Raw genomic sequence first — 15611 nt, 5'->3', positions numbered from 1 at the left:
GTTACCGCCACGGCTTCGTCCACCGCATCCGCGATACCTGCCGACAGCACAGCCTTCCCAGGCGGGCTCAGCGAATATCCACCAACGTGCCCGCTCACCAAGCCCGCCCCTCAAGCCCACCGCGACCTGCCCGCCCTCCCGGACCACCAACCTCTGCGCCATCGCAACCATGGCACCGGATCGCCTCGCTGCACGTCTGGAAGATGCCGCCACCACTCTCGCCGGCGGAGGGACCGTACCCGCCCGACACCACGGACCTCACCAAGGCCGGGTGACGACATCCGATCAAGATCGTGTTTCACGATACCGAACAGCTCTACGGGGCACCCCGGCCGGAATCGTTCGTATGCTTGCGCCACCACTCCGCGACTCAGCGCGCGACAAGACATGCCAGCATCCTGGCACGAACGACTCCTGCGGTGCTTGATCCTTTCTGGCGGCCCGGGCGCGAGCTGATGTCTCATGAGACACCTAAAAGTCTGGAGAAGGACGGCTTCGCGCCCCGCTCAGCTTCGAGGGCGCGGGCGTGCGGGTGCGCTCGCGCCGCGGCACCGACATGGGCCCTGCCTTCCCGCAAATCGCGTCCGGCGCGGCATAGCCGGCGGACGCCACCACTCGCAGCCGGCCAGGGAGGCGGTCAGGGGGCTTCTCTGCTACGTCGGCCACCCGAGGGCGTGTGCCGGGGCCGGGTCCCGGCCACGTTCGCGCGGCCGGGACGATTTCCACGGTAGCCGCGGACCTACGCCTTCAGCAGCGCGGCAGTCAGTTCGGCGGGCCTGGTGAACTGGGCCTCGTGACTGCCGGCGAACTCTATGACGGGGGTGCCCGGGCCGAGCCGCCGGGGGAACCGGGGTGTCCAACCGTAGTCTGCCGACGGCAGGGAGAGATCCTCGGTGCCCACGATGTACGAGGCGGGGACGCCGAGTGCGGCGGGGCAGATGGGCGCGACCGTCTCGGTGAAGTACCGCAAAGGCTGAGGCACCAGCAGACGGTGCACGAAGCGCTGGACGCCCTCGTCCGCATCCTGCATGAATCCCGCCGTGAACACCTCGTAGGGGAAGACGATGCTGTCGTCGCCTGATGCGGCGGCGATCCGCCGGAACATCTCCGCGTAGTGCGGCGGCACCTCGTCCATCAGCGACCGCCCCTCCGCCGGGACGAAAGCGCTCCAGTAGACGAGCTGGCGCAGCCGCGAAACCAGGCGCGGGGCCGCTGCGGTGAGCGGATAGCCGCCCCAGCTGTGGCCGACCAGAGCGACGTCCCGCAGGTCGTGCTGCTCGACGACGTCAACGATGAAGTCACCGACATCCGCCAAGCTGTGCTTCTGCGGATCATCGCCGTCGGCGAGACCGGGCAGATCCGGAGCCAGGACTCGGTGGCCCGCGGCGCGCAGCCGTTCGGCCACCAAGCGCCAGGTCCAACCGCTATGGCAGGCGCCGGAGATGAGGACATAGGTCTGTGCCAAGGCGTCTCCTGTGAGAGCAAGTATCGGCGGGGTGGGGGCGTTTCGCGCGGTGTACGCGTCAACGCCGGTGATCTAGCTGCAGTTGCCGTGCGGAGTCTGTCGGGCTGGGTCGGCACGCTGACGACATCGAACTCCGCCATCGCCGGCATGCTGCGGCTTGTGCTCCGCAGCCAACTGAGCGGGGCTGAACCGGACTTCTAGGTCGTGGCACGGCTGGGTGGGAGGTCCCCCCTCACCCTTCCGTGCTGGCTGGCGTCCGCGCTCCGACTCGTGTGAGATCCCTTGCCTAGGACGGCTATGACGAGGCCGGCCAGCAGAAAGGCTCCGGCCATCATCAGGAAGACCACGTGCACGCCTACTCCCGAGTCCAGGGCAATGCCGACGAGGAGCGGGCCGGCGATTCCCCCGATCCAGCCGACGCCATGGCCAGGAGCAGGCAGTGGAACCTGCCGACGGGTCGGTGCTCGATCAGCGCGCCGAGACGCACCGTGGCGTCGCGCGGAACCTGTGGGGACACGGCGATCCCACCTTTCACAAGTAGCGGAGGGCCAGGTCGGCCAGTCGCGCGGGGACTGCGCGAAGGAGGAAGAAGAGCAGAGGGAAGGAGGCAAGGGGGACGACAAAACGGCCGTGAGGCGTACGATTGCCCACACCGTGGCGGGCTGCTGGGGCGGCCCGCGGTGTGTTCAGGGGGGCGCGTGGCGGCCGGTGGCCGCCAGGCGGGTCGGCCGATGTGTGGGGTCACGTCACGGGTGCGGGGACGGGATGGCACGCGGACGATGGCGACGGACCTGCGGGCCGCTACTCTGCGTCGTCTCCGTGGAAGGTCGCGAAGGACGCTACGGGTTCGCGCGGCATGCGCAACTGGTTCAGGGGGTGCTCGGGGTCGGCGTACCCGAGGGCGAGGCCGCAGACGATCAGCTGGTCCTCGGGGATCTGCAGATGCCGGCGCAGCACCGGCGAGAAGTCGATGAGCGATGCCTGGGGACAGGTGTCCAGACCGTCGCCGCGCGCAGCGAGCATCAGGGCCTGCAGAAACAGGCCCGCGTCGACGAGGGCGCTCTGCTGCGGATGACGGCTGGTCGTGAGAACGAGACCGACCGGCGCACCGAAGAAGTCGTAGTTGCGCCGGTGATGGACGAGACGTGCGGTGGTGTCTTCGGCGCGGATCCCGAGCACGTCGCGGTAGAGGCTTTCTCCGAACCGCCGTCGGCGTGACCGGAACGGCTCGCGCCATCCGTCCTGCGGGGGCTGGTAGGTGTAGTCACGCCCCCGGCCGTCGTCGTTGCCGGAATGAGCACGCAGGAGGGCCGCGGTGAGTGAGCGTTTCGCTTCTCCGGTCACCACGTGGACCTGCCAGGGCTGGCAGTTGGAGTTGCTGGCGGACCGAGCGGCCAGTGCCAGGAGCCGCTCGACTGTGGACCGAGGGACGGGCGCCGGCAGGAAGGCGCGCACGCTGCGGCGGCTGAGCAGAGCGTTCTCCACCGAGGCTGGTGCCGCCGTCGGGGCCGGTGCCGTGGGACGGTTCATGGTCGTTTCCATGGTCAGGCTGTTGGAAGGGCGGGGCCGGAGAAGGGGCGCGAGGCCGGCTGGGGCAAAGCATTCGTCGTTCGGTTCCCGCCGGCTGGGCGGTGGTCGGCTCCGGGCCACGGCGTCGTCCAGTTCACGCCGCGGCGAATCGGTTGCTGAGCAATCACCATCGCGAGCTCCTCGTGTTCGATCAGATCACCACGCTCTGTGGTTCGCGTCACGCTAGAGGTCAGTTACGTTACAGTCAATAGTCGTAATGCAAAGTGATTCGGTGTCGTGCGTTCGACGTCCCAGGACCACTGAGCGGACAGCCCGACGTCGCATAGGGTGATGGTGCGGTGAGGGAGCCGACGCGCAATCCGGCTCCGGCTGGCCGTATGCCGGGAAGGGATGAGATGGCGAGGGCGAGAGCGACGCATTCCGAGGGGCGGGCGGGCGGGCGCGGGGGCCGCTCGGCCACGGAGCCGACGGCGCCTGCGGGCGGACGGCCCCGGAACCCGGCGATCGAGGAGGCGATCATCCAGGCCACGCGCATGCGGCTGGCCAGCGATGGCTACGCGTCCATGACGATCGGCGACATCGTCGCGGACGCCGGCGTCACCCGGCCGACGTTGTACCGGCGTTGGGCGAACAAGTACGAACTCGTCATCGATGCCCTGGAGTACGGACTGCGCAAGCAGCGCGAGGCCTACCCTCCGCTGGACATGGACCAGTTGGGTCCGCGCGAGGCACTCGTCGAGGCGGTCCGCCGCCTGGACCCCCGTTATCACAACGAGCAGGCCATGGCCTTGCACGGCAACTTCATGGCGGAGGTGGAGCGGGCTCCGGGTCTGCTGGAGCAGCTGCGGGAACACGGAGTGCAGCCCCGCTGCGATGAGCTGCTGATGACGCTCGTCTCGCTGCAAGGTCGCGGCGCTGTGCGGGAGGACGTGGACCTGGACATGATCGTCACCCTGTGCTTCGGCAGCTATTTCGCCGACTACCTCAGGACCGGGCAGCTCGTGCCGGCCGACCTCGCCGAGCGGGTCGTCGGGGCGATCTGGCCCGCGCTCGCCACACACGGCGAAGAAGGCAGCACCGCCTGAAAGACTTCCGGTGCCGATCTGTTGACCTGCCGATCCAGCGCTCCGGCCGGCACTACACCCATATTTCGTTACAGCTATTGACTGTAACGTAAACGCGAGGCAGGGTTCTCGAGTCAGACCAGGTGACTACACGAGAGGACCCGCGCATGAGCGAGGACAGCCGTGAGGCATTGATCGAGCGCAGCATCCCGTTCCTGTCCGAGGTGAGGAACCGTACGGCGGGCAAGGACCTGGAGAGCTGGCTGAACACGACGTACGGCCCGGACAGCGAGCTGTACCGGGACTTGGCGCGCCTGACCAAGATCGGCGTCCTGGATGAGGGCTGGGCAGCGAACATCGAGGTCGACGGCCCCCGCTACCGCCGCAGTCTCATCGCCGAACCGACGGACGAGACCCACTACTTCAGCATCACCGCGGTCTACATGGACAGCGTCGAGCGCTACCGGGGCCAGTACCACGCCCATCCCTATGGCGAACTGAATCTGGTCGTCCCGGTCGACGCGGGCGCCGAACTGGCGGGCCCGAACGGCTGGCAGGGGCCGGGCTGGACGGCACCCGCCCCGGGAAGCCACCACTACCCCGAGGTCCGCGGAGGAGCGCTGATCGCTCTCTTCTACCTTCCCGCCGGACGGATCTCCTACGACATTCGTCCCTCCCGCTCTGCCGGAGTGACCGCATAGGACGAACCGCGGATGAGATCGGAGCCAGGCCGCCCCTTTCGCCGGAAAGGTACGGGCAGCCGTGCGCGCTCCCGGCAGCAGCTGCAGGGCGGGGGCGCGCCTGGTGGCCCACCACGGCGGAGGGAAGGCATCCCACAGTCGGGCACGCGAACGTCCATGCCGGCAGCACTCGTCAGGGCCGGGTGTGCAGTGTCCCCGGACTGAACGCGAGGACGGGCACGTCCCGTCGGTGGGAGGTGGTTCGGACCCTCCGCAAAATGGTTTTCCGGTACGCGACAATGGTCGCCCCACGGCCAGCTACGGACCGGATCGGCCGGCGTCAGCGGCTCGATCCGGTCACGCATCGCATCAGTGATCACCTGCAACGGCGGTGGGCCATTCCGGCCTCACCGGCGAGATCAGATGAGGGCCTTGTAGGCGGCCGGGTGCTGCTTGCCGATGTTGACGCGTGGGGAGTCGATCATGATTCCTGTGATTCCGTTCGTGTGGGGTTGCGCCGCGCCCTCGGGCGCGTTCTGGCGGCGGCTGGATTGTGTTCTGGCAGGGGCGAAGGCCGTGAGGAGTGGTGCCCCCGCTGCGTGCTCCGCGCTACGACACGTTCGAATGCTTGCACTATTCCGTGTAATGGGAAATATCCGGAGAGGAAGCAGGTCAGGGGAGGGACAGGCGTGAGGCGGAGGTGCAGGATCGTGGATTTACTCATCTGCATGTGGCTTCCGGCTACTCGGCCCGCTACGGCGCCTCCCTGCCCAACGGCCTGGTGCAGCGTGCAGCGCGAGCGCGGGATGACCACGCTCGCGCTGACCGACCGGGACACCGTCGCGGGCACGGTCCGCTCCGCCAAGGCCGCCGCGGCCGCCGGTATTCGATCCGTCTTCGGCGTCGACGTCGCGGTCACCTCGCTCACCTCGCCCAGCCCGGCGGGCCGCCGGCCACGCACCCCGGTGCTCGGCGGCGCGCATGTGCTCGAGCCCCTGGTGCGGATCGCGCTGCTCGCGCAGAACGCGGCCGGGTGGGCGCGGCTGTGCCGCCTGGTGTCCGCGGCGCACGCGGAGAGCGACGGCTCGACGCCGGTCGTGTCCTGGCCGCTACTGCGCGCGCCGATGAGGACCTGGTGATGCTGCTCGGGCCGTCCTCGGAACCAGTGCGGGCCCTGTCCGCTGGACGTCCCGACGTTGCGGAGCGGCTGCTCACGCCGTGGCGGGAACTGGCCGGTGAGCGGCTGCGGATGGAGGCGGTGTACCTGGGGCGGCAGGGCACCGGAACGGGCTCGCTGCGGCTCGCAGCGCGCACGGTCGGCCTCGCTGATCAGCTTGGCGTCCGCGCCGTGCTGACGAACGCCGTCCGCTACGCCGATGCCTCGCAGCACCGGGAGGCCGACGTCCTTGATGCGGCCCGTCTCCTGCGCCCCGTCGACCGCCGCTACCTGAACGGCGGCGAGCGCTGGCTGAAGGATCCGGCCGCCATGACCGCAGCCGCCGAGCGGATCGCCCAAGCCGCCGGCGACGACCCGGCCCGGGCCGCACGGCTGCTGGCCGAGACGGAGGCCACCGGCCAGTCCTGCACCGTCACCCCGGCTGATCTCGGCCTGGGGCGGCCGCACTTCCCCGAACCGGCCGTCGTGGGCACAGGGCTCGAGCGTGGCTCGGCGATCCGGCTGCTGCGGAAGCGCTGCGGGGCCGGCATGGTGGCCCGCGGCCTGGACCGGGACGAGCACGCCGGGCGGCAGCTCGACTACGAGCTCGACGTGATCGAACGCCTGGGGTTCGAGGGCTACTTCCTGGCCGTGGCCCAAGTCGTCGCCGATACCCGCGCCCTCGGGATCCGGGTCGCCGCGCGCGGATCCGGCGCCGGCAGCATGGTCAACCACGCGCTGTTCGTCGCCACCGCCAACCCCCTGCAACATCATCTGCTGTTCGAACGCTTCCTCTCCGAGCGGCGCACGTCGCTTCCGGACATCGATCTGGACGTGGAGTCGGCGCGGCGCCTGGAGGTGTACGACGCGATCACCGAGCGGTTCGGCCGGGACCCGACCGCGGTCACCGGCATGCCCGAGACCTACCGCGCACGGCATGCCCTGCGCGACACCGGCCTCGCCCCGCCGAACCCGCACCGACTAGCTCGCCCGGTTCCTGCCCACGAACCCCGCCGCATAGATGAAGTCGACGAGCAGCACGGCCAGGTCCAGTGAGAGGTTCGTGCCCGACGCCACCTCTGCCCTCGCGGTAGTTGACCACGTGGTTGGCTCCGGCGGCCGTGGCCGGCCAGGCTTTCTCCGGGCTGCTGATCATGCTGAGCACGGTGGCGCAGGCCCACCGGGCGAGCTGAATCACCGCGTGTCCGACCGCTTCGGCCCCGCCCGCGGCGAGCACCACCTTTCCGTCGAGTGCCCCGGGCCGCAGCCGACAGGTCCCGTCGTCGGCGACGGTGAGCGCGCGGTGCGCGGTCACCGCGGGGACGCCGAGGGCGGCGCCGACATCGAAGCCAGCCTCATCGGTCAGCCGCACAGCCTGCTCGGCAGGCACGACGGTGAACTCGGCGGCGGTGCCGGTGGGCCCTACGGCGGCAATCATGAACAGCCAGACCCGCCACCCCGGCCCTGGTCGACACTCACCCCGCGCCTCGACGGCGTCGATCGTGCCGGCGCCCTCGAGGTGCGGGGTGATCTCCAAGAAGTGCTCGCCCCCGCAGGCTGGCTCACCGCCCCGGCCACGCTTACAGGCGGTACTCCCTGGGCCAGGTGTCCGGGCAGCGCACGACAAGGGCGGCGACGTCGTCGTCGAGCTTTCCGCCGCTGTAGCGGAGCAGGGCCGCGTGCAGCCGGTCGAGCAGTTCGCGGGGCGGCATCTGGCCCTGTTGCTGCGTCCAGACCGGCAGGGGGAAGAACGCGCCGGTGCGGTTCCGGGCCTCCGTCACCCCGTCGGTGTAAAGGAGCAGCTGGTCGCCGGGGGTGAAGTCGAAGGTGTCCACGCGGTGGTGCTCGCCGATGAGCGTCGTCAGGTTGAGCGGCGGCGAGGGGGTGCTGGCTTCAAGCAGCCGGGTTTTGCCCTGGTGGACGAGCAGCGGTGGCGGGTGCCCGCAGCTGAGGAGTCTGACCTGGCCGCCGTCGTGGGGGATCTCGGTGATGAGGGCGGTGGCGAAGTGCTCCCGCCGGTCCAGGAGGGGGAACGCGGCACCGTGACGAGTGATGGTGACCTCCAGGCGATGCACGACGCCGCTGAGATCGGGCTCGTCGTACGCGGCCTCTCTGAAGCAGCTGATCAGCGCGGAGGCCGCTCCCACCGCGGACAGGCCCTTGCCGCGCACGTCGCCGATGAGCAGCCGGATCCCGTACGGCGTGTCGGCCGCCTCGTAGAAGTCGCCACCGATCCGGGCCTCCTCCTGGGCCGCGAGGTACAGGGCCTCGATCTCCATGTTCTTCATGTGGCGCGGCAGGGGACGCAGCAGCACCTCCTGGGCGGCCTCGGCGACAAGCCGGACGTGGAACAGCGTCTCCTCACGCTGCAGCCGGACATGGCTGGCGTAGGCGGCCGCCAGGGTGACCGCGACGATGGCTGCCGACGTGTAGGGCGTTCCCAGGTCGGTGTAGACGAAACTGAGACCGATCATGACCAGGAGGCAGAACAGTCCGAGCAGGAGCGTGGGAAGCACAGGCCACATGGCTGCGGCAAGGGCGGGAGCGGTGGGAAGGAGGCGGCTGAAGGCGATCTGCCTCGGGGTGGAGAACGCCAGAGCAGCGATGAGGGCGCTGAGAATCACCGGTGACAGCGTGGCCGCTTCCCACCGACCGCCGCGGAGAGGATGCCGACGCCACGGCCGCCCAATCCCGATCACAAAAGGCATCATAACGATGGGAACCAGGCATCGGGCTCGGACGGCAGACGCAGCTCAGTGCTGATGATCAGACACATGGCAGGATGCGACGCCATCCGGCCGACGAGGGCGCGCCGGGCCCGGCGCGCCCTCGCTGGGACCCCTTACTCGGTGCGCCGCGAGAGCTGTCCCCCCCTCACGGCCCATCGGTCTGCTCGTCACGCCGTGGGTTCACCCTCTCCGGACAGGCGTCTTGAGTCATCCAGGTCCACGCAGCGGTGTTATCAAGGGTGTATGCAGGGACATCTCAGCCGATTGCGGACCTCACGTCCTCCGCCCGCCGATGGCCGGCGGACTCGGCGCATGTCCCTACTGGGCCCGCGCAGCGCGGCGGGGCAGGTGTTCCTTGTCCAGAGCGTGATCGTGGTGCTGCTGGTGGTGGCCGCGGTGGCGGGCATCATGCTGCAGGCGGCGCGCGACGCAGTGCGGCAGGGGCGTCGGGAGTCGGTGGTGGCGGCCCAGTCGTTCGCCAGCGCCCCCGGTGTGAGCCTGGCGCTGCGCAGCCAGGACCCGACCGCCGTGCTGCAACCGCGAGCCGAGGAGGCGCGCAAGCGGGCGGGCATGGACTTCATCGTCGTCATGAGCACGGACGGAATCCGGTACACGTATCCCTACCCCGCCGAGATCGGGAAGAAGTTCGTCGGCACCATCGAGCCGGCGCTCCAAGGCCGTACCGTCGTCGAACAGGCGGGCGGTCCCCCTCTGCCGGCGGGCAAGGGGACGGCCATCCAGTCAGTCGTCCCGGTGACCGATGCGCGCGGCCGGATCGTCGGCCTGGTCTCCGCGGGGATCATCGTCAAGAACGTGGCGCGGCTGTGGATGCCGCAGCTGCCGATCGTCCTGGGCGTCGGCGCGTTCCTGCTGGTGCTGGCCGCGGCGGGGACGACTGCAGTGTCCCGGCGACTGCTGCGGCAGACCCATGGGCTGGCCCCGACGGAGCTGGCGCGGCTGTACGAGCACCACCAGGCCGTGCTGCACGCGGTGCGGGAGGGAGTTCTGATCATCGGCGAGGACCGGCGGTTGCTGCTGGTCAATGAGGAGGCCAAGCGGCTGCTGGGCTGCCGGCGGACATAGAGGGGCGGCACGTGCGGGAGCTGGGGCTTCCCGAGCAGATGGAGCGTGTGCTCGCGTCCCCGCAGAAGGTCACCGACGAGGTGTACCTCGCCAACGACCGGTTGCTGGCGGTGAACAAGCGGCCCACGTTCCCGGAGGCCGACCACACGGGCAGCGTGGTCACGTTGCGGGACACCACGGAGCTGGCGGTGGTCTCGGGGCGGGCCGAGGTGGCGCTGGGGCAGCTGAAGCTGCTGTACGAGGCGGGAATGCGGATCGGGACGACGCTGGATGTGGAGCGCACCGCCCAGGAGTTGGCCGACGTGGCGGTGCCCCGGTTCGCCGACGTCGTCGCGGTGGACCTGCTGGACTCGGTGGTGCGCGGCTCTGAGCCGACCACGGAAGGCTGGCGCCACCTGCTGCGGTCCGCGATCAGCGGAGATCAGCGGATGCTGCCGTTCTACCGGCTGGGTGAAGTGATCACGTACTCGCCGGAGACTCCGCAGATGCTGGCCCTGGAACAGAGCCGCGGTGTCTTGGAGGCGGACCTGCGGCAGGCCCACGGCTGGCAGGAACAGGATCTGGAACGCACTCGAAGGGCGCTGGAGCTCGGGTTGCACTCCCTGGTGACCATGCCGCTGCGGGCACGTGGTGTGCCCCTGGGCCTCGCGCACTTCTACCGGACGGAGGGCTCGCCCGCGTTCGAGCCGGAGGACGTGGCCTTCGCGGAAGAGCTGGGCGCGCGGGCGGCGGTGGCCATCGACAACGCCCGGAGGTACACCCGCGAGCACGCGATGACGGTGACACTGCAGCGCAGTCTGCTGCCCCGGGGCCAGCCGGAGCAGGACGCCCTGGAAGTGGCCTGGCGTTACCTGCCGTCGGAGGCGGGAGTGGGCGGGGACTGGTTCGACGTCATTCCGCTGCCGGGCGGACGGGTGGCGCTGGTCATGGGCGATGTCGTCGGCCACGGACTGCACGCCTCGGCGACGATGGGGCGGCTGCGCATCGCTGTGCACAACTTCGCCACGCTGGACCTCCCCGTCGACGAGGTCCTCGGGAAGCTGGACGATCTGGTCGTCCGCTTGGATGACGAGGATGACTCCGGCGGCGCCCCCGACGACCAAGAGGGGGCGGGGTTGACCGGAGCGACCTGCCTGTATGCGATCTACGACCCGGTGGCGGGGATCTGCACGATGGCGCGTGCGGGGCATCCCGGCCCCGTGGTGGTGAACCCGGACGGGACGGTCCTCTGCCCGGAGGTACCGGCCTCGCCTCCGTTCGGCCTCGGAAGCTACCCCTTCGAAACCGCCGACGTGCACCTGGCGGAGGGCTCCCAGCTCATTCTGTACACGGACGGGCTGGTTAAGAACTCAGCCCACGACATCGACACCGGCCTCGACGGACTGCGCCGGGCGCTGGGCGGAGCAGGGGCCGGGCAGCGCACTCCGGAGGAGACCTGCCGTGCGGTGATCGAGGCATTGAAGCCGGACCGGCTCTCGGACGACATCGCACTGCTGGCGGCGCGGACCCGGCAAGTTCCGTCCTCGTCGGTGGCCGAATGGAATGTCCCCTCGGACACGGCCGTTGTGCCCTCGGTGCGGGCCGAGTGCAGGACGATTCTGAGCGGGTGGGGGCTGCGGGAGACCGCGTTCACCACGGAGCTGATCCTCAGCGAGCTGGTCACGAACGCGATCCGGTACGGAGCGCCACCCGTGAAGGTACGCCTGCTGCACGGACGAAGTCTGATCTGCGAGGTGTCGGATGCCTCCAGCACCTCTCCGCGACTGCGGCGGGCGGCGACCACGGACGAGGGCGGGCGGGGGTTGTTCCTCGTGGCGCAGTTCGCCCAGCGATGGGGGACGCGGTACACGTCTCACGGCAAGGTCATCTGGGCGGAGCAGATCCTGCACGACGGCGCATCCGATCCCACGGACGACACGCCGATCGACGTTCTCCTCGAACAGTTCGGGGATCCCCTGATGTGAGGAGCAGGTGTCGGTGCCACGGGACGATTCCCGATTGACGACGCCCGGTGCCTCCTGGGCGGATCGAGTGCACACCCGCTGACAGATCTCGAGCGAGACGAACAGACCCGAAACGACCTTGCGCGTGATTCCTCCGTGATGGGTTCGGGGTCGGCCGCCATCGCGCCCGGGACGGTCCTGTGGCCGCTACGAGCCGACCCCGTCGGCTACCCGAGGAAAGCCAAGCGGGCATCGAGGCCGAGGTCGTGTACAGAAGCGACAAGGCCTCCGCGTTGTCCGAAGAACACAGCCCGGTGCCGGTCCGGCCGATGTACCGGGTCAAGGACCGCGCCATATGCGGCTGGTCGAAGCACCCCAGCCGGCGCACGACCTCCCGGGCCGACAGACCCTCCTGGATCAGTACCGCCGCCTCACGCGCGCGATGGATCTGCGTGAGCGCGTGATACGGCTGGACCTGCGCGGGCACGTCGATAGCAGCGGGCAGGGGGCGCGGACGATCGAGGGGCCGGCTCGCAGCGTGACGTCTCGGCCGCCCCGCGGCGGCCGTCACCGTCGTTCGCCGAGAAAGTCGAGGATGTGCCCGAACACGTCCAGGGCGGCGCCTCGGCCGAGGAACGTGTCCAGGTGACCGTAGCCGGGGATCTCGGTGTACGACACGTCGAGGTGGGGCTGCCGGTGGGCGAGGATCTCGTGGCAGAGCTTCTGGGAGTCCAGCCACAGCCCGTTCTCGCTGCCCGAAAGCAGCAGGACGGGGGTGTCGATGCCCCCCGCCGCATCGAGGGCGTTGGGGGGCAAGGCCCGGTAGCGGTGGTCGGTGTCATGCCAGCGGACCACGCTGCGGGCCAGCTCGACACGGCGCAGGTGGGGCAGGATCCACAGCGGCGCGGGGCCGAGGAGTTCGGCCAGCCGGTCGTGGGTGGCCCCGGACAGGTTCTCGTGCACGAAGAGCGAGGCACCCGTGCCCCAGGCCGAGTTGTGCAGGATCTGGCAGGTCGGGTCCGGGCAGTTCGCCTTCCGGGAGGCCAGCGCGAACAGCGGGGTGTACTTCGACCACAGGCCCACCTTGCGGAAGTCGACCGGTATGTGGTCGATCCGGGTCTTCAGCAACTCCCCCGCCACCGACATACGCAGCGATGTCCGGCCCGCGAGCTTCGGGGTCAGGAAGACACCCTGGGACACCACGCCCGCGAGGCCGGGCACCAGCCCCGCCGCCATGCTCAGGGAGAGGGTGAGGGAACCGATGCAGTGGGCGACCACGAACAGCGCGCGGTCGCCGATGCGTTCGCGGATGTACGAGACGGCCTCGGGGATGTCGTACAGGGCCACATCGTCGTACGTGTACGTCTGCCCGGTCTCGTTGTACGGCAGCCGGCAACTGCCCCGCCAGTCCAGCAGCCAGGGCTCGTAGCCGTCGTCGAGGAGCACGTCGACGAGGTTGCGTGTCTCCGGCAGCAGGAACATGTCGGCGGACGCGGTGTGTCCGTGCAGGAGCAGCACGGCGGGCCGGTCCCACTCGCCGGTGTCGATGCGGGTCAGGCCGAGCCGCGCCCCGTCGCTCGCCCGGAAGGGGATCTCCTCGACGGCTGCCGTATCGAGGCGGTGGTGGAGGCGGCGGGGGGTCGGCATGGTCCGGACCCTGCGGAGCGCCGGCCGGGCGGGGCGGGAGTTCGTCGTCCTGAAGATCATCGGTGCTTCTCCGTGAGGGTCGGGGTGCGGCGCAGGTCGAGCAGGTCCGCGGCGGCGCGGGCGAAGGGGCCGAGCAGACCGCGGCCCATCTCCAGGCCGAACCAGGCGAGCCAGGTCAGCTTCGCGGCCCGCTTCTCCTGGCTGGTCAGGCGCGGGTCGACCTTGATGCCGTCGATCTGGTCGCGGACGTAGGAGTCGGCGGGCACGACGACCTCGCCCGCAAGACTCGCCGACTCGCCCTCGCGGCCGATGTGGACGGTCAGCGCGCGGGTCTGCCGCCACAGGTCGCGCCGGGCGCGCGCGTACTTGCGTCCCTCCAGCCACCAGTGGCCGCCGTCGGCATCGCGCAACCGCAGCCGGTAGGACAGGAGTTGGTGCTTGAGGCCGTGCTCCTGCGGGATTCCCTCCTCGGGGCGGATCCAGACGTCGCCGCGCTCGACGGCCAGCGGTTCGGGGTGCACCGCCGGGCACACCACCTCGCCGGAGACGTCCACCCGGCGTTCCCTCACCAACTGGTACATGCTCGCGATGGAGAGGGTCAGCGCCATGGAGCAGGGGGTGTCGGCGGGGGCGCCGACCGGGCCCACGCCGCCCTCGGTCGTCTCCGCGAACCACAGGTAGGGCTGGTCGTCCTTGTGCGGCAAGCGGGCGAGGCCGTCCTGGGCGAGCCGCTCGAACGTCTTGAGCTGGGCCTGTGCGTCGTAGCGGACCGCGGGCGGCAGCCCGAGCGCCTCGACCAGCGCGGTGGTGCGTTCGCCGCCTGCCGCCGGACCCTTCAGGGTCGCCTCGCACAGCTTCTGCGCCGTGGGGCTCTGCAACACCCTGGTCAGGAAGGCGAGTTCGGGAACCGGGTCGGCTTCCAGGCGGGCCAGTGCGTCCGCACGCCATTCGTCCCAGTCCTCGACGCGGACGTGCATGCCGCCGAGCGCCATGTCGCGTACGACGTCGTCGAGGGTGTTGGGCACACCGGTGAGGTTGTAGTCGTAGCCCCAGGCGTCGGGTTCGCAGATCGCGGCGACCGCGGCGCGGCTGACCCAGTCGACGGGGGCCGCGTTCAGGTACCGGAAGGCGGGCACAGTGCGGAAGCGGCCGAAGGCCGAGATCAGGCCGCTGCTGAGATCCTGCGGGTTGTAGGCGCCGGTCTTGCTGTGGCCGCCGATGCCGCCGGGCCGTAGTGCCGTGACCACCAGGCCGTGGTCGCGGGCCCGGCGCAGGGCGACCTCGGCGGCCCACTTGGACTGGTCGTAACCCGAGATGAGGCGGTCGACGTGGGCGAGCGGATCGTCCTCGCCCATGGAGGTGATGCCGACCTCGTTGAAGACCGCGATCGAGGAGATGTGGTGGAGCGGCTTGGGCCGGCCGGTGACCGCGAGTTCGGCCAGGGTCAGCGTGCCAAGGACGTTGCTCGCGCGCAGCGACTGGTAGCCGCGCAGAAAGTCCACGGCCGCCGCCACGCCGACGATGCTGTCCAGTTCGCGGGCCAGAGTGTGCCACAGCTCGTCGGACAGGCCGAGGCGCGGCTGCCGGATGTCGCCGCGGAGCACGGTCACCCGTCGGCGGACTTCCGACGACCAGGGAAGCGAGTAGCTCGTCAGCGCCGCGCCGAGCCGCGCGACCGCCGCCTCCTCGTCCGCCGCACGGACCAGGCAGTACACATGGGCGTCGCTGTGCCGCAGCAGGTCGAGCAGCATGTGGCTGCCGAGGAAGCCGGTGGCGCCGGTCAGCAGGATCCGGCGCGGCGGCAGCGGCTCGGGCACGTCGGCGAACGGCAGGCGGTCTGCGAGCGCGAGGTCGGCCAGGATCTGGTCGAGGTCCTCGCGGCGGGCCCGGGAGCAGGCGTCGTCGCCGGTGCCGGCCAGGTGGCTCGCCCTCAAAGCCGGTTGGGTGGGAGGTGACAGGACGGGGAGGGTGCCCGGGGCGAGGGCCGCAAGGGTGCCCGCCGCGAAGCGCGGGTCGGTGCTCCGGGTCGACGAGGTGCTCGCCGGGGTCCCTGAATCGCCCGTTGCCGACATCCAGCGTCGGGCAAGGCTGATCGGCCGGGCGTCGGCGAACACCTCGTCCAGGTCGAACTCGATGCCCAGCGTGTCTTCCAGCTCCGCGACGAGTTCCACGGCGTGGACGGAGGTTCCTCCGGCGTCGAAGAAGTCGGTGTCGGGCGGCAGGTTCCCGCCGGGCAGATAGCGGCCCGCCGTGGGGGGGAGGGGTGCCGCCCCGCTCTTTCCGTCCCAGGGGGGGGGGGGAGGGGCGACAGTCC

Annotated in this window: 7 protein-coding genes and 3 pseudogenes; 4 read left to right on the top strand and 6 right to left on the bottom strand. The window is 70.2% G+C overall.

What is annotated here, in order from left to right; genetic code table 11:
* Positions 1-739: 739 nt before the first annotated feature.
* Positions 740-1465 carry an alpha/beta fold hydrolase gene (locus tag ACFU97_RS28415; protein WP_384261952.1) on the bottom strand — a complete coding sequence of 242 codons (726 nt, stop codon included), beginning with the start codon at positions 1463-1465 and terminating at the stop codon, positions 740-742.
* Between the two features lie 801 nt (positions 1466-2266).
* On the bottom strand, positions 2267-2995 hold the full coding sequence (locus ACFU97_RS28410; RefSeq protein WP_384261950.1) for a nitroreductase: 729 nt from the start codon (positions 2993-2995) through the stop codon (positions 2267-2269).
* Between the two features lie 395 nt (positions 2996-3390).
* On the opposite strand from ACFU97_RS28410, the gene ACFU97_RS28405 reads away from it, so the two are divergent.
* Together ACFU97_RS28405 and ACFU97_RS28400 are read left to right on the top strand one after the other, a co-directional pair.
* Complete coding sequence (locus tag ACFU97_RS28405) at positions 3391-4080, top strand: TetR/AcrR family transcriptional regulator (RefSeq protein WP_384261948.1); 690 nt, start codon at positions 3391-3393, stop codon at positions 4078-4080.
* Between the two features lie 146 nt (positions 4081-4226).
* On the top strand, positions 4227-4760 hold the full coding sequence (locus ACFU97_RS28400; protein ID WP_384261945.1) for a DUF4863 family protein: 534 nt from the start codon (positions 4227-4229) through the stop codon (positions 4758-4760).
* 214 nt (positions 4761-4974) lie between these two features.
* Here ACFU97_RS28400 and ACFU97_RS28395 read toward each other — a convergent pair.
* Positions 4975-5104 (bottom strand): annotated as a pseudogene (locus ACFU97_RS28395) (IS5/IS1182 family transposase); the annotation flags it as partial.
* 335 nt (positions 5105-5439) lie between these two features.
* Between ACFU97_RS28395 and ACFU97_RS28390 the strand changes: the two are divergent.
* Positions 5440-6894, top strand: a pseudogene (locus ACFU97_RS28390) (PHP domain-containing protein); the annotation flags it as partial.
* A 581-nt stretch (positions 6895-7475) separates the two neighbouring features.
* Here ACFU97_RS28390 and ACFU97_RS28385 read toward each other — a convergent pair.
* Positions 7476-8519, bottom strand: a complete 1044-nt coding sequence (locus tag ACFU97_RS28385) for a PP2C family protein-serine/threonine phosphatase (protein WP_384261943.1) — start codon at positions 8517-8519, stop codon at positions 7476-7478.
* Positions 8520-8936: 417 nt separating this feature from the next.
* Here ACFU97_RS28385 and ACFU97_RS28380 point away from each other — a divergent pair.
* A pseudogene (locus ACFU97_RS28380) lies at positions 8937-11671 on the top strand (SpoIIE family protein phosphatase).
* A 546-nt stretch (positions 11672-12217) separates the two neighbouring features.
* On the opposite strand, the gene ACFU97_RS28375 reads toward ACFU97_RS28380, so the two are convergent.
* Together ACFU97_RS28375 and ACFU97_RS28370 are read right to left on the bottom strand one after the other, a co-directional pair.
* Positions 12218-13297, bottom strand: coding sequence for an alpha/beta hydrolase (locus tag ACFU97_RS28375; RefSeq protein WP_384261940.1), 1080 nt, complete (start codon positions 13295-13297; stop codon positions 12218-12220).
* Positions 13298-13353: 56 nt separating this feature from the next.
* Positions 13354-15611: thioester reductase domain-containing protein (locus ACFU97_RS28370; protein ID WP_384261938.1), on the bottom strand; the 2258-nt coding region annotated here is incomplete at its 5' end.

The organism is Streptomyces sp. NPDC057616, assembly GCF_042800575.1.
GTDB lineage: Bacteria > Actinomycetota > Actinomycetes > Streptomycetales > Streptomycetaceae > Streptomyces.
Note: the sequence above shows the minus strand (reverse complement) of the source record. Positions and strands in the feature narration are given on the sequence as shown.